General features: G+C 68.9%; 14 protein-coding genes. 7 read left to right on the top strand and 7 right to left on the bottom strand.

The annotated features are described in order from the left end of the window. The first annotated feature begins 2 nt into the window (after positions 1-2). Genes hisD through VEA80_RS11425 form a run of 7 tightly spaced genes read left to right on the top strand, consistent with a single transcriptional unit; the run spans position 3 to position 6,990 of the window. Positions 3-1,907: a histidinol dehydrogenase gene (gene hisD / locus VEA80_RS11455; protein ID WP_325060875.1), complete on the top strand. Its 1,905-nt coding sequence runs from the start codon at positions 3-5 to the stop codon at positions 1,905-1,907. Further along, positions 1,907-2,503 carry an imidazole glycerol phosphate synthase subunit HisH gene (gene hisH, locus VEA80_RS11450; RefSeq protein WP_325060874.1) on the top strand — a complete coding sequence of 199 codons (597 nt, stop codon included), beginning with the start codon at positions 1,907-1,909 and terminating at the stop codon, positions 2,501-2,503. Before hisD ends, hisH begins: the two co-directional genes overlap by 1 nt. Next, a complete protein-coding gene (locus VEA80_RS11445; RefSeq protein WP_325060873.1) occupies positions 2,497-3,219 on the top strand; it encodes a 1-(5-phosphoribosyl)-5-[(5-phosphoribosylamino)methylideneamino] imidazole-4-carboxamide isomerase in 723 nt (240 codons plus the stop codon). Before hisH ends, VEA80_RS11445 begins: the two co-directional genes overlap by 7 nt. Continuing rightward, positions 3,209-3,976: an imidazole glycerol phosphate synthase subunit HisF gene (hisF, locus tag VEA80_RS11440; RefSeq protein ID WP_325060872.1), complete on the top strand. Its 768-nt coding sequence runs from the start codon at positions 3,209-3,211 to the stop codon at positions 3,974-3,976. The genes VEA80_RS11445 and hisF overlap by 11 nt, the downstream gene beginning before the upstream one ends. Then, positions 3,973-4,596 (top strand): bifunctional phosphoribosyl-AMP cyclohydrolase/phosphoribosyl-ATP diphosphatase HisIE, encoded by a 624-nt coding sequence (hisIE, locus tag VEA80_RS11435; protein ID WP_325060871.1) that lies wholly within the window; start codon positions 3,973-3,975, stop codon positions 4,594-4,596. The genes hisF and hisIE overlap by 4 nt, the downstream gene beginning before the upstream one ends. Further along, positions 4,593-5,678, top strand: coding sequence for a histidinol-phosphate transaminase (hisC, locus tag VEA80_RS11430; protein ID WP_325060870.1), 1,086 nt, complete (start codon positions 4,593-4,595; stop codon positions 5,676-5,678). Before hisIE ends, hisC begins: the two co-directional genes overlap by 4 nt. Before the next feature lie 28 nt (positions 5,679-5,706). Next, on the top strand, positions 5,707-6,990 hold the full coding sequence (locus VEA80_RS11425; RefSeq protein ID WP_325060869.1) for a F390 synthetase-related protein: 1,284 nt from the start codon (positions 5,707-5,709) through the stop codon (positions 6,988-6,990). Here VEA80_RS11425 and VEA80_RS11420 read toward each other — a convergent pair. From VEA80_RS11420 to VEA80_RS11390, 7 genes are all read right to left on the bottom strand, one after another. Continuing rightward, the gene (locus VEA80_RS11420) at positions 6,985-7,983 is read right to left on the bottom strand and encodes an aromatic ring-hydroxylating dioxygenase subunit alpha (RefSeq protein WP_325060868.1); all 999 of its coding nucleotides are present in this window, start codon (positions 7,981-7,983) and stop codon (positions 6,985-6,987) included. The two genes, VEA80_RS11425 and VEA80_RS11420, sit on opposite strands and share 6 nt — an antisense overlap. Continuing rightward, positions 7,980-9,119, bottom strand: a complete 1,140-nt coding sequence (locus VEA80_RS11415; protein WP_325060867.1) for a hypothetical protein — start codon at positions 9,117-9,119, stop codon at positions 7,980-7,982. The genes VEA80_RS11420 and VEA80_RS11415 overlap by 4 nt, the downstream gene beginning before the upstream one ends. Further along, positions 9,116-10,267 (bottom strand): hypothetical protein, encoded by a 1,152-nt coding sequence (locus VEA80_RS11410; protein ID WP_325060865.1) that lies wholly within the window; start codon positions 10,265-10,267, stop codon positions 9,116-9,118. The genes VEA80_RS11415 and VEA80_RS11410 overlap by 4 nt, the downstream gene beginning before the upstream one ends. Next, positions 10,264-11,037 carry an MBL fold metallo-hydrolase gene (locus VEA80_RS11405; RefSeq protein ID WP_325060864.1) on the bottom strand — a complete coding sequence of 258 codons (774 nt, stop codon included), beginning with the start codon at positions 11,035-11,037 and terminating at the stop codon, positions 10,264-10,266. The genes VEA80_RS11410 and VEA80_RS11405 overlap by 4 nt, the downstream gene beginning before the upstream one ends. Further along, entirely contained in the window at positions 11,034-11,999 is a 966-nt protein-coding gene (locus VEA80_RS11400) for an NAD(P)-dependent oxidoreductase (RefSeq protein ID WP_325060863.1), read from the bottom strand. The genes VEA80_RS11405 and VEA80_RS11400 overlap by 4 nt, the downstream gene beginning before the upstream one ends. A 4-nt stretch (positions 12,000-12,003) precedes the next feature. After that, positions 12,004-13,020: a 3-oxoacyl-ACP synthase III family protein gene (locus tag VEA80_RS11395; protein ID WP_325060862.1), complete on the bottom strand. Its 1,017-nt coding sequence runs from the start codon at positions 13,018-13,020 to the stop codon at positions 12,004-12,006. 116 nt (positions 13,021-13,136) lie between these two features. Beyond that, positions 13,137-13,772, bottom strand: coding sequence for a glutathione S-transferase family protein (locus VEA80_RS11390; protein ID WP_325060861.1), 636 nt, complete (start codon positions 13,770-13,772; stop codon positions 13,137-13,139). Positions 13,773-13,853 lie beyond the last annotated feature (81 nt).

The following is a 13,853-nucleotide window of genomic DNA, read 5'->3' as shown; positions in this document are numbered from 1 at the left end:
CCATGCAGCAAGTGATTTGGGCCGACCTCGATGACACGACGCGAGCGCGCGTGCTGGCGCGGCCGGCGCATCGCGTCTCCGCCGAGGTGCGGGCGACGGTGCGCCGGATCTTCGAAGACGTGCAGGCCGATGGCGAGGCCGCGCTCGCGCGCTGGTCTCTGGCGCTCGACGGTGCGGCGCCAACGGTGCTCGAACTTGATGAGCTGGTTGTGCGCGCGGCGCGCGGCGCGCTCGAACGCGACGATCTGGCCGCGATCGAATTCGCGATCGAGCAGGTGCGGTTCTTCCACGAGGCGACCAAACCCGCCGCGCTGAGTGTCGAGACGCAGCCCGGCGTGCGCGCGCGCCGCGTTTGGAAGCCAATTGACGTCTGCGGCCTCTATGTGCCGGCCGGCGCCGCGCCGCTCGTCTCGACGCTGATCATGCTGGCGGAGCCGGCGGGCGTTGCGGGCGTGCCCACGCGTGTCGTGGCGACGCCGCCTGGCAAAAACGGCGCGCCGCACCCGGCGCTCGTCGCTGCGGCGGCCGCTTGCGGACTCGAACGGCTTTGGCTGCTCGGCGGCGTCCAGGCGATTGCGGCGCTCGCGCTCGGCGTGTTCACGCCGAAGGCCGCCAAGGTTTTCGGCCCCGGCAACGCCTATGTCGCCGAAGCGAAGCGTTATGCGGCCAGCTTGCCGAACGGCCCGGCGATCGATTTGCCCGCTGGCCCCAGCGAACTCTTGGTCATCGCCGACAGGGCGGCGGACCCGGTATTGGTCGCCGCTGATCTGCTGAGCCAAGCCGAGCATGATGCGGATGCGCAAGTGCTGCTGGTTTCGCCCTCGGCGGAGCTGATCGATGAAGTGGCGCGCGCGCTCGAGCGCCAGGCCGCGCTGCTGCCGCGGCGTGAGGTTGTGCGAGCAGCGCTGAAGCACGCGCGCGCGATCCGCGTCCGGTCACTCAGTGAGGCCGTCGACGTGGCGAATGTATACGCGCCGGAACACTTGGCGCTGAATGTCCAAAGACCTGACGCGTTGCTGCCGGCGATCGTCAATGCCGGCGCCGTGTTCGCGGGCCCGCTCGCGGCCGAGACGTTCGGCGATTATGTCGCCGGGCCCAGTCACGTTCTGCCGACGGACGCCGCCGCGAAGGCGTATTCCGGCGTTAGCGTCGAATCCTTCATGAAGAGCTTCGTCGTGCAGACGATAGAGCCCGCGGGCGTGCGCGCCTTGGCGCCGGGGGCGTCCCGTCTAGCGCGGCTCGAAGGTTTGGAGGCGCATGCGCGCGCAGCGGACCTTCGCTTGGAGGCGGTGAGCGCTCTCTGCGGGGGATCGGCCGAGGACTCCCTCGTCAGGCGCAGGAGCGCCGCCGTCGTACGGCGCACGCGAGAAACGAACGTGGCGGTCAGCGTCGATCTGGAGCGCGCGGCTCCCGTCAGCATCGCCAGCGGCGTGGGCTTCTTCGATCACATGCTGGAGCAGGTGGCCCAGCATGGCGGCTTCGCGCTCGACCTTAACTGCGTCGGCGATCTGCACATCGATCCGCATCACACGATCGAGGATTCCGCACTGGCGCTCGGTCAGGCGCTGAGGCAAGCGCTTGGCGACCGCCGCGGCATCGCCCGCTACGGCTTCGTGCTGCCCATGGACGAAGCGCAGGCCAGCGTCGCGCTCGACCTCGGCGGCCGGCCGTACCTGGTCTTCGAGGGCGCGTTCGCGAGCCAAAGCATCGGCGCTTATCCGACGCAAATGACGGAGCACGTCTTCAGATCGCTTTCGCAGGCGCTGGGCGCGACGATCCACATCAAAGTCACGGGTGAAAACGATCACCACATGACCGAGGCGATCTACAAGGCCGTGGGCCGCTGTCTACGGCAGGCCATCGCTGTCGAAGGCGACCTCACACCTTCCACCAAGGGCGTGCTGTGATGGACGTCGTCGTCGTCAAATTGGGCGTGGGCAACACCGCCTCCATCCTGTTTGCGCTGGAGCGACTAGGCGTGCGAGCGCGGCTCAGCGCCGACTCGCGCGACATCGAGGGCGCCGAGCGCGTGATCTTGCCCGGCGTTGGCGCGGCTGCGCACGCTATGCAAGCGCTCGAACAGAAGGGTGTCGATCGTGTGCTGCGCGCGTTCAAGCGGCCGCTGCTGGGCATCTGTTTGGGGCAGCAACTCCTCTATGAAGCGAGCGAAGAGGGCCTGGCGCGCGGGCTCGCGTTGCTGCCTGGCGTCGTGAGCGCATTGCCGGCCGACGCCGACCGGCCCGTGCCGCACATGGGATGGTCGCCCTTGTCGATCGAGCGCGATCACCCGCTGCTCGAGGGCGTCGAGGCGGGCGCGTACGTCTACTTCGTGCATTCCTACGCTTGTCCGCTCGGCGCCGAGACGATTGCGTCGACCGAGTACGGAGCGCGGTTCGCGGCGGCCGTCGCACGCGACAATTTCTTCGGCTGCCAATTCCACCCCGAGCGGTCGGGCGCCGTCGGCGCGCGGGTGCTGCGCAACTTTCTGAGCCTGCCATGTTGATCATTCCCGCCATCGACCTGAAGGACGGCGCCTGTGTGCGGCTGCTGCGCGGCGCGTTCGACGACGTCACAGAGTACGGCGCCCCGGAAGCGCACCTCGATGCGTTCGCCCGGTCAGGCGCAACGTGGGCGCATGTCGTCGACCTGGACGGCGCGCGCGCGGGAACGCCCATACAGCATGAGCTGGTGTGCGGGCTGGCGCGATCGTCCCGTGTTCGATTGCAGTGCGGCGGCGGCGTGCGGGAGCGCACGCACGTGTCGGCTCTACTCCAGGGCGGAGTCGCCCGTGTGGTCGTCGGCTCGCTCGCGGTCACCGCGCCGGACGAGCTGCGGGAATGGCTGTGCGAGTTCGGCGCAGAGCGCATCTGCGCCGCCTTCGACGTCCGGGCCAACGGCGGCGGATGGGAAGTGGCGGTGAACGGCTGGCGCCAAGTCAGCGGCCGTTCGCTCACCGATGCGCTACGGGGGTTTCCGCCGGGCGCGCTGAAGCATGTCCTGGTCACGGACATCTCGCGCGACGGCGCGCTGGAAGGAGCGAACGCCGCGTTGATCCGCGATCTTGCCGCGCTGCGGCCGGACCTCGCCGTTCAAGCCTCCGGCGGCGTGGCGACTCTGGACGACCTCAGCAGTCTCGCGCAGGCGGGCGCCGCCGCGACGATCGTCGGGCGCGCATTGTACGAGCGGCGCTTTTCGCTGGAGGACGCCCTTGCCCTCTAAGCGCATCATCGCCTGCCTCGATGTGAAGGAAGCGCGCGTTGTCAAAGGCGTGCGGTTCGAAGGCCATCTCGACGCCGGCGATCCCGCCGAATGCGCGGCGCGCTATCGCGATGACGGGGCCGACGAGATCGTCGTCTACGACATCGCCGCCTCGCCGGAGCGGCGCACGATCGACTATGCCTGGCTCTCGCACATCGCTCGCCTGTTGGATATCCCCCTGACCGTCGCCGGCGGCATTCGCACGCTGGATCACGCGATCGCGTGCCTGGAGCACGGCGCCGACAAGGTGTCGATAAACTCGCCCGCTCTGGAGCGGCCCGGATTGATCGGCGAGATCGCGCGGGTGGCGGGCAGTCAATGTGTGGTGGTCGGCGTCGATAGCCGCGAGGCCGCTGGCGAGTGGATGACGTTTCAGTACACCGGCGCCGCCGCCGCCACGCGCGCTACGCCGCGACGGATGCTCGATTGGATTGTCGAAGCGCAAGAGCGCGGCGCCGGCGAGATCGTCCTCAATTGCATGGACCAGGACGGGGTCCGCGCCGGTTACGACCTTGCGCAGCTCGCGGCGGCGCGGCGGCGTTTGCGCATTCCGCTTGTCGCTTCTGGCGGCGCCGGTACGGCGCAGCATTTTGTCGATGTGTTTCAACGGGCCGATGTCTCAGCGGCGCTGGCGGCGGGCGCATTTCATAGCGGGGCGCTGCGCATCGGCGACGTGAAGCGGCGCATGCGCGCAGCGGGTTTGGACGTGCGGCCATGATCGAGTTCGACATCGACCGGGTTGATTTCGCCAAAGGCGGCGGTCTCGTCTGCGCCATCGCGCAGGATTGCTTGACGCTGCAGGTGCTGATGCTCGCGTGGATGGACAGAGCCGCCTTGGAAGAAACGATCCGCTCCGGAGAGGCGACCTTCTTCTCGCGCACGCGGCGGACGCGCTGGCGCAAAGGGGAGAGTTCCGGCAACCGGTTGCGCGTCGTGGAGATCAAAGCCGACTGCGATGCCGATGCGCTGTTGCTGAGCGTCGAGCCGCTCGGCCCGGCCTGTCACCTGGGCTCGACGAGCTGCTTCGGCGGCGCGTCCGCGCCGGGGCTCGGCCGGCTCGGAGCGCTGGAGCGCACGATCGCCGCGCGTGCGGCTGCGCCGCCGTCGCAAAGCGGGACGGCGAACCTGCTCGCTGCGGGTCCGAAGCGGATTGCGCAAAAGCTGGGTGAAGAGGCGGTGGAGGCCGCGCTCGCCGGCGTCGCCGGCGATGGGCGCGAAGTGTGCGAAGAGAGCGCGGATCTGCTCTATCACCTTGTCGTGCTGCTGCATGCGCGCGGGTTGACGTTCGCAGATGTCATGGCCGTGCTCGAACGGCGCGCGACGGCGGCGCCGACATGAAGCCCGTTCCGAATCCTGGCGTGTTGGAGATCGCGCCGTACGCGCCGGGCAGGGCGACGGTGCCCGGATGCGCCAAACCGATCAAGCTTTCAGCGAACGAGAACCCGCTCGGCTGCAGCGAGCGGGCGCGCGCGGCCTATCTCGCCGCGGCGTCCGAGCTTCACCTCTATCCCGACGCAAACACGTCGCGCCTGCGCGCCGCCATCGCGGAGAAGTACGCGCTGGAACCGGAGCGGCTCGTGTTCGGCGCGGGCTCGGACGAGATCTTCGCGATGGTCTGCCAAGCCTATCTCGGCCCGGGCGCGGCGATGGTGCAGCCGCAATACGGCTTCGCCGCCTGGGCCATCGCCGCCCGGGCGGCGGGGGCGGCCGTCATCGATGCGCCGGAATGCGATTACACGGTTTGCGCCGACGCTTTGGCGGCGGCTGTGCACGCGCGCACGAAGATCGTGTTCGTGGCCAACCCCGCGAACCCGACCGGCACGATGGTCCCGTTCAGCGACATCAAACAGCTCCACGCCGCGCTGCCCGCGCATGTGCTGCTTGTGCTGGACGGCGCCTATGCGGAATGTGCGCACCGCATGGTGGGGTACGAGGACGGCCTCGCCTGGGCGGGCGATAAAAGCAACGTCATAGTCACGAGAACCTTCTCGAAGCTCTATGGCCTCGCCTCGCTGCGCATCGGCTGGGGCTACACGAGCGCGGAAATCGCGGAAACGCTGAACCGAATCCGTCTGCCGTTTTCCGTGCCGCGCGCCGGCGAGGCGGCGGCGTTGGCCGCGCTTGCCGACGAAGCATTTCTGGCCCGCTCCGTTGCGCGCGTGCGCGAAGGGAGAGCCCATCTGGCGCAGCTTCTGCGCGGCTACGGCCTGCCAGTTCTGGAGCCGGCGGCGAATTTCGTCACGGCGTGCTTCGCAGGTCGCGCCCTGTCCGCCGCTGAGGTGGAAGCGGCGTTGGCCGAGCGCGGCGTTCTGGTGCGCGGCTTGAAGAATTATGGCATGCCGGATTGGCTGCGCATCAGCATCGGCGCCGAGCACGAGCAAGCGGCGCTGGAGGCTGCGCTCGCCGGGGTGCTGCGCTGAGGCGGAGCAGGGCAGGGAGTGCGGGTCAGTGAACGTATCGCCGATCGGCTTGGCGCATGCGGCGCGGGCGTTCTGGAGAACGCGGCGCCTGACGCATACGCTGCGCACGCCGGAGGATGTGCGGCGCTGGCAGGCGTCGCGGCTCGAGCGCTTTCTCGCCCGGGTTGCGCCGCGGGCGGCGTTCTACGCGAACCGGCGTGGGACGAGACTCGATCAGCTGCCGATCGTCGACAAGGCGCAGCTGCTGGCGGCGTTCGAGCAATTCAATAGGGCGGGAGTCACCCTGGCGGAAGCGCGCGCGGCGATCGATGCCGGAGCACCCCGCGTGCGCGGCTATCTCGTCGGTCAGAGCACCGGCACCAGCGGCAATCGCGGCGTCTTCGTGATCAGCGAAGCGGAGCGGTTCACCTGGCTCGGCGTCATGCTGGCGAAAGCGCTGCCGGACGTCTTGACAGCGCGCCTCCGCGTCGCATTGGCGCTGCCGGCTTATAGCCAGCTCTACGCCTCCGCCGCCGAGACCGGCCGGATCGCCTTGCGGTTCTTCGATCTTCGGGCAGGCGTCGCCGCTTGGCGCGACGAGATCGCCGCTTTCGCGCCGGACGTGATCGTCGCGCCGCCGAAAGTGCTGCGCGCGCTGGCCGAGACGACCAGCATGCGTCCGGCGCGCGTGTTCTCCGGCGCCGAGGTGCTCGACCCGTTGGATCGCCAAGTCATCGAGGCGGCGTTTCAAACGCCCGTGCGCGAGATCTATATGGCCACGGAAGGTTTGCTCGGCGTCGCCTGTCCGCTCGGCGTACTGCACTTGGCCGAGGACGCCGTTCACTTCGAATGGGAGCGCGCGGGCAGCCAATCCGACCTGGTGAAGCCGCTGATCACCGATTTCACCCGCTCGACCCAGATCATGGCCCGCTATCGCATGAACGATCTCTTGCGGCTGCGGGCGGCGCCGTGCACGTGCGGATCGCCGCTGCAAGCGGTGGAGAGTGTTGAAGGGCGGCTGGACGATGTGTTCGAATTGCGCGGCGCCGACGGCGCCCTCCGCATGGTCACGCCGGACGTTCTGCGCAACGCCGTCGTCGACGCCGACCGGCGCATCGACGATTTCCGGATCGTGCAGACAGGGCCAGACGAAGTGGAGCTCGCGCTCGCGCCGTCGCTGCCCGCGGAGGCGGCGGCCGCTGCGGCGGCGAACCTGAGCGCAGCGCTTCGCCGCGCCGGCGCCGCCGACGTGCGGGTGAAGAGCAAACGCGGCATCGACGTGCCTTACGATCGCAAGCTGCGGCGCGTTATGCGCGTCTGGCGGCCATCATAGATGGAGCCGCACGCAGCGCTCGGAGTCCTGAACGGCTTCTCCGTGCATCAACGCCTGAATCGCCGGAAACAAGAGATCGAGCGGCCCTAGCGCATAGCGGGCCGGACCGTACGCCGCGATGCTTTCGGCTTGGCGGCGCAGCGCCGCGCGATCCTGCGCCAGCACCGGAATGTGGAAGGCGCGGAGCAAGCCTTCCTTGATGAACGCCGGCGCCGCGCCCGCGGGCGTCGCGAAGTGCGCGAACGGCCGCACGCGGTCCTGCGTCTCAGGTGTGAAGAAAACGGTGATGGCCAGCCGCAAGCGGTTGGCGCCCTCGAAAGCGACCTGACCTATGGTCGGCGGAAAGAAGCGGCCGATGCTGCGGCCCCGCAAGCCCTCCAGCATGCGCGGCATCAGCGCCGCGGGGCGCGTGTTCTCGACATAGATTGCTTCGGCGAAGTCCGCGCGAACGCGCACTGTGGCATCGACGGGTTTGCGAACTTGCCGTGAGCGCACGATTCCGGCGTGCAGGAAGTGCGGATGCGCCGGATCGAGCAGATTTTCGATCGCGTCCAGCAGCCGGGCGCGTGACGGACGTACCGGCCACAAGAAGGTGTCGAACTTCGTTTCTTCCAGGGGGTGCGGCAGCGCTGGAGCGGCGCGCGGCGAGGCCGCAAGGGTGGTCCAGATCAGTCCCGCCGCGACTTGAACGGGCAACGCCGACGCCTCGTGACGCGCCGGCGCGTCCGCGCCCGGCGTCAGCGTGCAGCGGCCGGCGCCATCGAAGCGCCAGCCGTGATAGGGGCACTCGATTGCGCCGTCCCTGACAGCGCCGAGCGACAGCGCCATGTTGCGGTGCGGGCAGCGATCCAGCAGCACGGCGGGGCCATTCGCCGTCCGGAACACGACCAGCGGCTTGTCCATCAGCATGCGCGCCAGCGGCCTTCGCTTCAGTTCGGCAAGCGTGGCGATCGGATGCCAGCCGTCCGCCACAGCTTTCGGATAGGCGCTCAAAGCCCGCGCTCCGTCATGATCGGCAGCGCAATGCGATTGAGCAGCTGTTCGAGCGCGGCGATGGCGCTGCGCCGCGCCAAGGGCAAGTGGCGCACATAATAGGCCGAGTATTCGATCACGGCGCGCGCGCCGCGATTGCGTTTGAAGCTTGCCGCGCCCGCCGACCCATTCAGTTTCAATCCCCGCTCCATCGCCATTTGCGCCAGCGCCAAGCTGCACAGGCGATAAAGGCCCTCCTCAGGCGGCCGCGCCGTATCGTAGCCGACGATGGGTGTCGTCAACACGCCGCCGCGAATGAAACACCCCACGACGGTCGCGAGGGCGCCATTGCCGTCGCGAAAGCCGCGATAGGTGAAGAGCCCGGCGCGATGCGTGAGGTCGATGAAGTCCGCTGTGAAGGCGGGATTCAGCTGCGAATAGCGATCGAGATAGAGCAAGGCGTAGAGGTCGGCGATGCGCTGCGCGTCGCCGGGGCGCAGCTCGTGCAGATCGTCCCGCCGATAGGGTGAGCGTTCGAGCAACGCCAAGTCTCGCCTGGTGTCCCGCCGCGGCGCCCACTCGGCGGCGAGATCGTCGGTCACATAGATCTGGCGCGCCGGCAGCAGCCGCCAGCCGTCCGCCTCGAACCGGGCGCACAAATCCGGATCGGACCATCGGTTGAGCGACCGCACGCACAGCGCATGTGCAGGGAAGCGTTCCGTCAACAGCGTGCGGATCGCTCCGACCTCTTCGCCGCGCCAACAGCCGTGGAGATTGGTCGACAGCATCCAATTGTTCACGTGGACGACGCGATTGATCTGCGCCCGCCGTAGCGCCGCGCCAGCGCCGCTCGCAAGCGCCGCCAGCGCCGGCGTCCATGGGCCGGCGTCGACGATCCGCAGTTCGTCCTTCGCGTAAAGCGCGTAGGCAGTGTGCGGCAGGCAGACATAGGCGTCGCCATACTCCGCGTCATTGACGGTCACCGGGAATACGCGCGCGCCGGAGCGCAACGCCATCACGCGCGTGCGCAGGTTGGAGATGAGCGCTGTTGATCCCCGCGACGCAAACGCATCGATATAGGCGCGCTCCTGTTCGGCGCCCGCGGGCCAGTCGGTGGACGCCGCGGCGGCGGGATCGACCAGCGCGAGGAGAGTCATCCGATCGCCTCGCCGTTCCATTCGATATCGTCCGTGCTCTGGCCGGAGGCGGAGCGTCCGCGGCTCAACCCAACCACGGCGAACCGGGCCGCGTCGACGAGCGCGCCGGCGGCCACGGGCGCCCCGCCGAGCGCGCGCAGCACATCGCCGCTGCGGCGGAGATCGTCGAGATAGCTGCGCGCTTGACCGCGCAGGACCGCAGGCGCGGCTGCGAACAGCCACATCGCCGCGCCGATGTGACGGGCCGGCGCTGGCGGCGTCAGCACCTTGTCTTCTCCGAGCAACGCGTGCGCCAGAGCGGCGGCGCCGTCGAACAGGTGTAGCCCGCTGGTGCTGCGGGGATTGCATTCAATCGGAGAGACGAGGCCGTCGGCGCTCCGGATCGCATCGAAGGAGAGCTGACCGGTCGTGTTCGTCGCGGCTGCGATGGTCCGCGTCATTTGCAACAAGGCGGGATCGTGATCGGCTTCGAAATAGAAGCTCGCTGAACGGCCGAGCCGCCAGCGCGGCTTGTACGCGGCGAACGCTACGACTTCGCCGGCGCGTGCAGCGGACCAGATGCAGATTTCCTCGCCCGGCACGAACGCTTGCGCCGCCCACGGCGTCACTGCGGTGGGGCGTACGCGGCCGAGTTGGCGCGGCGTCGGACGGATCAGCGCATGTGAGGCGAAGCGGGAAAATTCGGGCTTGAGCACCAGCATGTCGGCGACGCCGCTCAGCGCAGCCAGCTCCGCGCCGTCGGAGATGCGCTGCGTCTGCGGCGCGGCCACGCCGCACGCCTGCGCGAGCCGCGCAAACTCCACCTTCGAGTGCAGCCGGCGCAGCAGCTCCGGCGCCGGCGCGAAAACGCGGTCGGCGAAACCCCGCCGCTGCGCCGCCTCGGCGACATAGAACACTTCTTCGCACGTTGGCACGACAAGGTCGGGATCGAGCCGTTCCACCAGGGCGGCAAGCCCTTCAGCAAAGCGCTCGAAGGCGAAGCGCGGCGGCGCAAGCAGATGCAGCCGCGCCGCATCGCCGATGCAGGCGCGGGCGGCCCACGGACGCACCGAATCCGCGAGGTGAGCCTCGTGCCCGGTGGCCGTGAATGCGCGCGCCAGATCGAGCGCCACAGGCGCCCGCGCGCCGGTGATCAGAATTGTGCTCAAGCGACCGGCTCGGGATCGTGGCAATAGACGACGCGGCCGCCGGCGCGTGTGAACGCTGCGATGCGCGCGCGCGTCTGCGCATCGTCATCTGCGCTGTCGATGATCCAGCTGGCCGGAGCGCCCGGTGCGCGATCCTCGGTCACGGCGCGCGCAAGCCATTGCGCGTCCGCGGCGTAGAGCAGCGGCGGATCGAGCTTCGGCCACACGAAGCCGAAGTGCCCGCGCATATGTCCAGGCAGCGGCGTCGCCAGCACGTGGCCGTCGCCGAAGACGTCGAAGCCGACGCTGAGCCCGAGCGGCGCCTCCGCTTGCGTCAAGCTCTCGAACCGGGTGACGCGTTCGAGGAAGTCTGGCGGCAGCAATTCGCGAAAGACGCCGTGACGGACGCGCCGCGCGCCGTCACGGCGCAAGAAGTGATCGATCGCGAGCCCGCTCGCAAACAGGCGCGCCCGCGGATAGTCGCGCAAGGCGGAGACGTGGTCGGCATGCAGATGCGAAATCAGAATCGCGCCCACTTCGTCGGCCGGAGGCAGTTCGTTCCGCGCCAAGCGTGGGCGGAGCAGCGCCGCGTAGAGCCTGAGCGGCAGCGAGCGTGCGCCCGTGGTGACGCGGCGCGTATAGCCGGTGTCGATCAGGCAGGTCCCGAACTCCGGGTGCGAAAATCGGCCATAGCGGACGGGGATCGCCAACGGCGCCCAGCGCCCGTCCCGCAAGACAAAGCGCTCTGGCGCAGCGACCGTTGCGCTGTTGATGAAGACGGGCCGCGTCACGCGGCGGCCGCGAAAGTGCGCGCGAGGCCCGCTTCGAAGCTGATCTGCGGCCGCCAGTGCAGCAGCCGGGCAGCGGCCGAGATGTCCAAAGTCTGGGTGAAGGCGAAGAGCCCCGCGCCGTACGCCGTGATCGGCGGCTCCGGCGCGCCGGGCGCCAGCCGGCACGCGGCTTCCATCGCGCGCGCATAGCTCAGCACGACGCTGACCGGCGCTTTCCGCCAGCGCACGTCTATGCCCGCGCGGGCGCCGGCGGCCTCCACGACGTCGCGGATGCGCAGCGGCGCGCCGCCAGAAACGTTGAATATGCGCTGCGGCAGATCGGGCGGCGCGCGCAGCGCCGCGATAGTGGCGCTGACGACATCGTCGACGTGGGTGAGGTCAGTCTCGGCGCGCCCGCCGTTCATCAAGGGGAGGGGCCGATCGGCGGCCGCCCGCAGCAGTCGCGGCAGCAGCGCGCTGTCGCCGGCGCCGTAGAGTCCGCGCGGCCGCAGCACGATCGGATCGAGATCGGCCGCGCGCAGCGTCAATTGCTCCGCGCGTCGCTTCGTTTCGGCGTAGAGATTGACCGGCTGCGGCAGCGCCGCGTCTTCGCGCACGCCAATCTGATCGCGGAAGCGAAAATAGACGCTCGGCGTCGAGATGTGCACGAACCGACGGGCCCCGGCTCTGCGCGCAAGTGATAGGACTTGCTCCGTTGCCAGCACGTTCGCGCGTTCGAACGCAGCGCGGGCGCCCCATGGCGCGGACAGCGCGGCGCAATGCACGACGGCGTCGCACGGCGGCGGCGTGAAGTCCCCTGGCGCGGCGAGATCGACGGAAAACACAACGGCGCCGCTTGCACGCAAAGCGGCGAGCTTCGCTGCGTCGCGCCCAACCGCAACGACGTGTTCGCCGCCCGACAGCAACCGGCGGGACAGCGCGCCGCCGAGAAAGCCCGTCGCTCCGGTCACCAGAACCTGCATGCGCTCACGCCACCATCGTCGCGCCGCCGAGCGAGACGCCCGCGGAGGTGCCGATCAGCAGCACCTTCATGCCAGGTTCGAGCCGGCGCTTCTCGCACGCCTTGAAGAGCGCAATCGGCAACGACGCCGCCACCTGATTGCCGAGCTCGGCGACGTGGTCGATCACACGCTCCTTTGCGAAGCCGCACCGTTTGACGATGTGCGCGAGCGCATGCGGGCTGGCTTGATGCGGCACCACGAGATCGACTTGATCTTGCGTCCAGCCCGCGCGCGCCAGCAGGCGCTCGATGAAGCCGGGCGCCGCCTCCGATGTCAGCCGGTAGAGCGCCGCCCCCTGCATGGCGAACAGCGCGTTGGCTTCGAACGCTTCGCGCTCGCGCTGAAAGTCGAAGCGGGTGCCGCCGGAACGGAGTTCGCAATATTCGTAACCGTCGGCGTAGGTCTCGATCAGGAACGGCCCGACGCGTCTGGCCTCGGCGCCGGCGCCTGCGCTCAGCACCAGCGCGGCCGCGCCGTCGCCGAACAGGCCGGCGGTGCGCGGATCGCTCCGCCACGGCAACGCGCGGGTGGCGATCTCGGACGACACCACCAGCACGTGCCGCGCGCGCCCGGAGGCGATGTGCATCGCCGCCACATCCATCGCCACCAGCGCGCTGAGGCACGTCGCGTTGACGTCATAAGCGGGAAACGGCGAAGCCGCCGCGCCGAGCGCGCGCTTGATCAGCGGCGCGGTCGCCGGAATAGGCTGGCGGCCGACAGCGGCCGCGAACAAGATGAGATCGAGTTCGTCCGGCGCAACGCCGGCTTCGGCGAGAGCGTCGCGCGCGGCCTGCGCGCCCATCATTTCCTGCGTCTCGTGTGCGCTGACCACGTGGCGCTGACGCACGCCGCAATTTCGATAGATCCAGCCGGACTTGAGTCCGTGCTCGGCATCCAATGCTTCGGATGAAACCGTGCGTTCGGGAAGATAGGCGCCGACGCCGCTTATGAACGGGATCGGAAAAGGTGACGCGCTCGCCATCGTGGCCTCGCCGCGACGTTAGCGGAGAGGTTCCATCCGCGCCAATACTTTTGCTGCACTGCGTGCGCCGCTTGCCCGTCGACGGCGAAATGCGGCGCTAGGGCGGCGAATTTCCGTCAGCTTGCCTGTTTCGCGGCCGCGATCAGGTCGTCGTCGATCTGACGCGCGCGCGCCGCGGCGGGACGGCCGAGGATGCGCGCGGTGTACGTCTCGAACGCCGGCCGCTTTTCGATCGTGCCGAACTGCAGGCCCCAGCCGATCTGTGCGCCGAGATAAAGGTCGGCTGCGGTGAAGCTGTCGCCGACGAGATAATCCCCGCGCGACACTGCGTATTCGAGCGTGTCCATCACTTGCTCGCGCGAGCCGTAACCGACCATGGGCCTCTTGTCCTCTGGCACGACGACGCCAAGCCCCTGGTTCGACGCCATCGCTTCCACCGGGCCCGCGCCGTAGAACAGCCAGCGATAGTACGGGCCGCGCAGTTTATCGCCGGAAGGCGGCGCCAGCTTCGCGGCCGGAAACGCGTCGGCGAGATAGGCGCAGATCGCCGCCGCTTCGGTGACGACCACGTCGCCATGACGGATCGCCGGCACCTTGCCCATCGGATTGATGGCGAGATAGTCCGCGCCTTTCATCGTCGTCGCGTAGTCGAGCACGACGGTCTCGTAGGGTTGGCCCACTTCCTCGAGCATCCAGCGCACGATCCGTCCGCGCGACATTGGGTTGGTGTAGAAGGTCAGCGTATCGGCCATGTCGGTTCTCCCTCGGGCAGCACCAGAGGCCCGCGCCAGATGGCTGTCAAGACGCGACACGCGCCGCACTTTCGGGCATGT

Source organism: Vitreimonas sp., from assembly GCF_035627415.1.
GTDB lineage: Bacteria > Pseudomonadota > Alphaproteobacteria > Caulobacterales > Aquidulcibacteraceae > Vitreimonas.
The sequence above is the reverse complement of the archived record's forward strand: the minus strand, read 5'-3'. Positions and strand labels throughout refer to the sequence as shown.

What these genes read in the sequence shown, in the direction of transcription:
- hisD (WP_325060875.1), top strand. Translation starts at nt 3, where the DNA reads ATGCAGCAAGTGATTTGGGCCGACCTCGATGACACGACGCGAGCGCGC.
- hisH (WP_325060874.1), top strand. Translation starts at nt 1,907, where the DNA reads ATGGACGTCGTCGTCGTCAAATTGGGCGTGGGCAACACCGCCTCCATC.
- VEA80_RS11445 (WP_325060873.1), top strand. Translation starts at nt 2,497, where the DNA reads ATGTTGATCATTCCCGCCATCGACCTGAAGGACGGCGCCTGTGTGCGG.
- hisIE (WP_325060871.1), top strand. Translation starts at nt 3,973, where the DNA reads ATGATCGAGTTCGACATCGACCGGGTTGATTTCGCCAAAGGCGGCGGT.
- hisC (WP_325060870.1), top strand. Translation starts at nt 4,593, where the DNA reads ATGAAGCCCGTTCCGAATCCTGGCGTGTTGGAGATCGCGCCGTACGCG.
- VEA80_RS11415 (WP_325060867.1), bottom strand. Translation starts at nt 9,119, where the DNA reads ATGACTCTCCTCGCGCTGGTCGATCCCGCCGCCGCGGCGTCCACCGAC.
- VEA80_RS11400 (WP_325060863.1), bottom strand. Translation starts at nt 11,999, where the DNA reads ATGCAGGTTCTGGTGACCGGAGCGACGGGCTTTCTCGGCGGCGCGCTG.
- VEA80_RS11395 (WP_325060862.1), bottom strand. Translation starts at nt 13,020, where the DNA reads ATGGCGAGCGCGTCACCTTTTCCGATCCCGTTCATAAGCGGCGTCGGC.
- VEA80_RS11390 (WP_325060861.1), bottom strand. Translation starts at nt 13,772, where the DNA reads ATGGCCGATACGCTGACCTTCTACACCAACCCAATGTCGCGCGGACGG.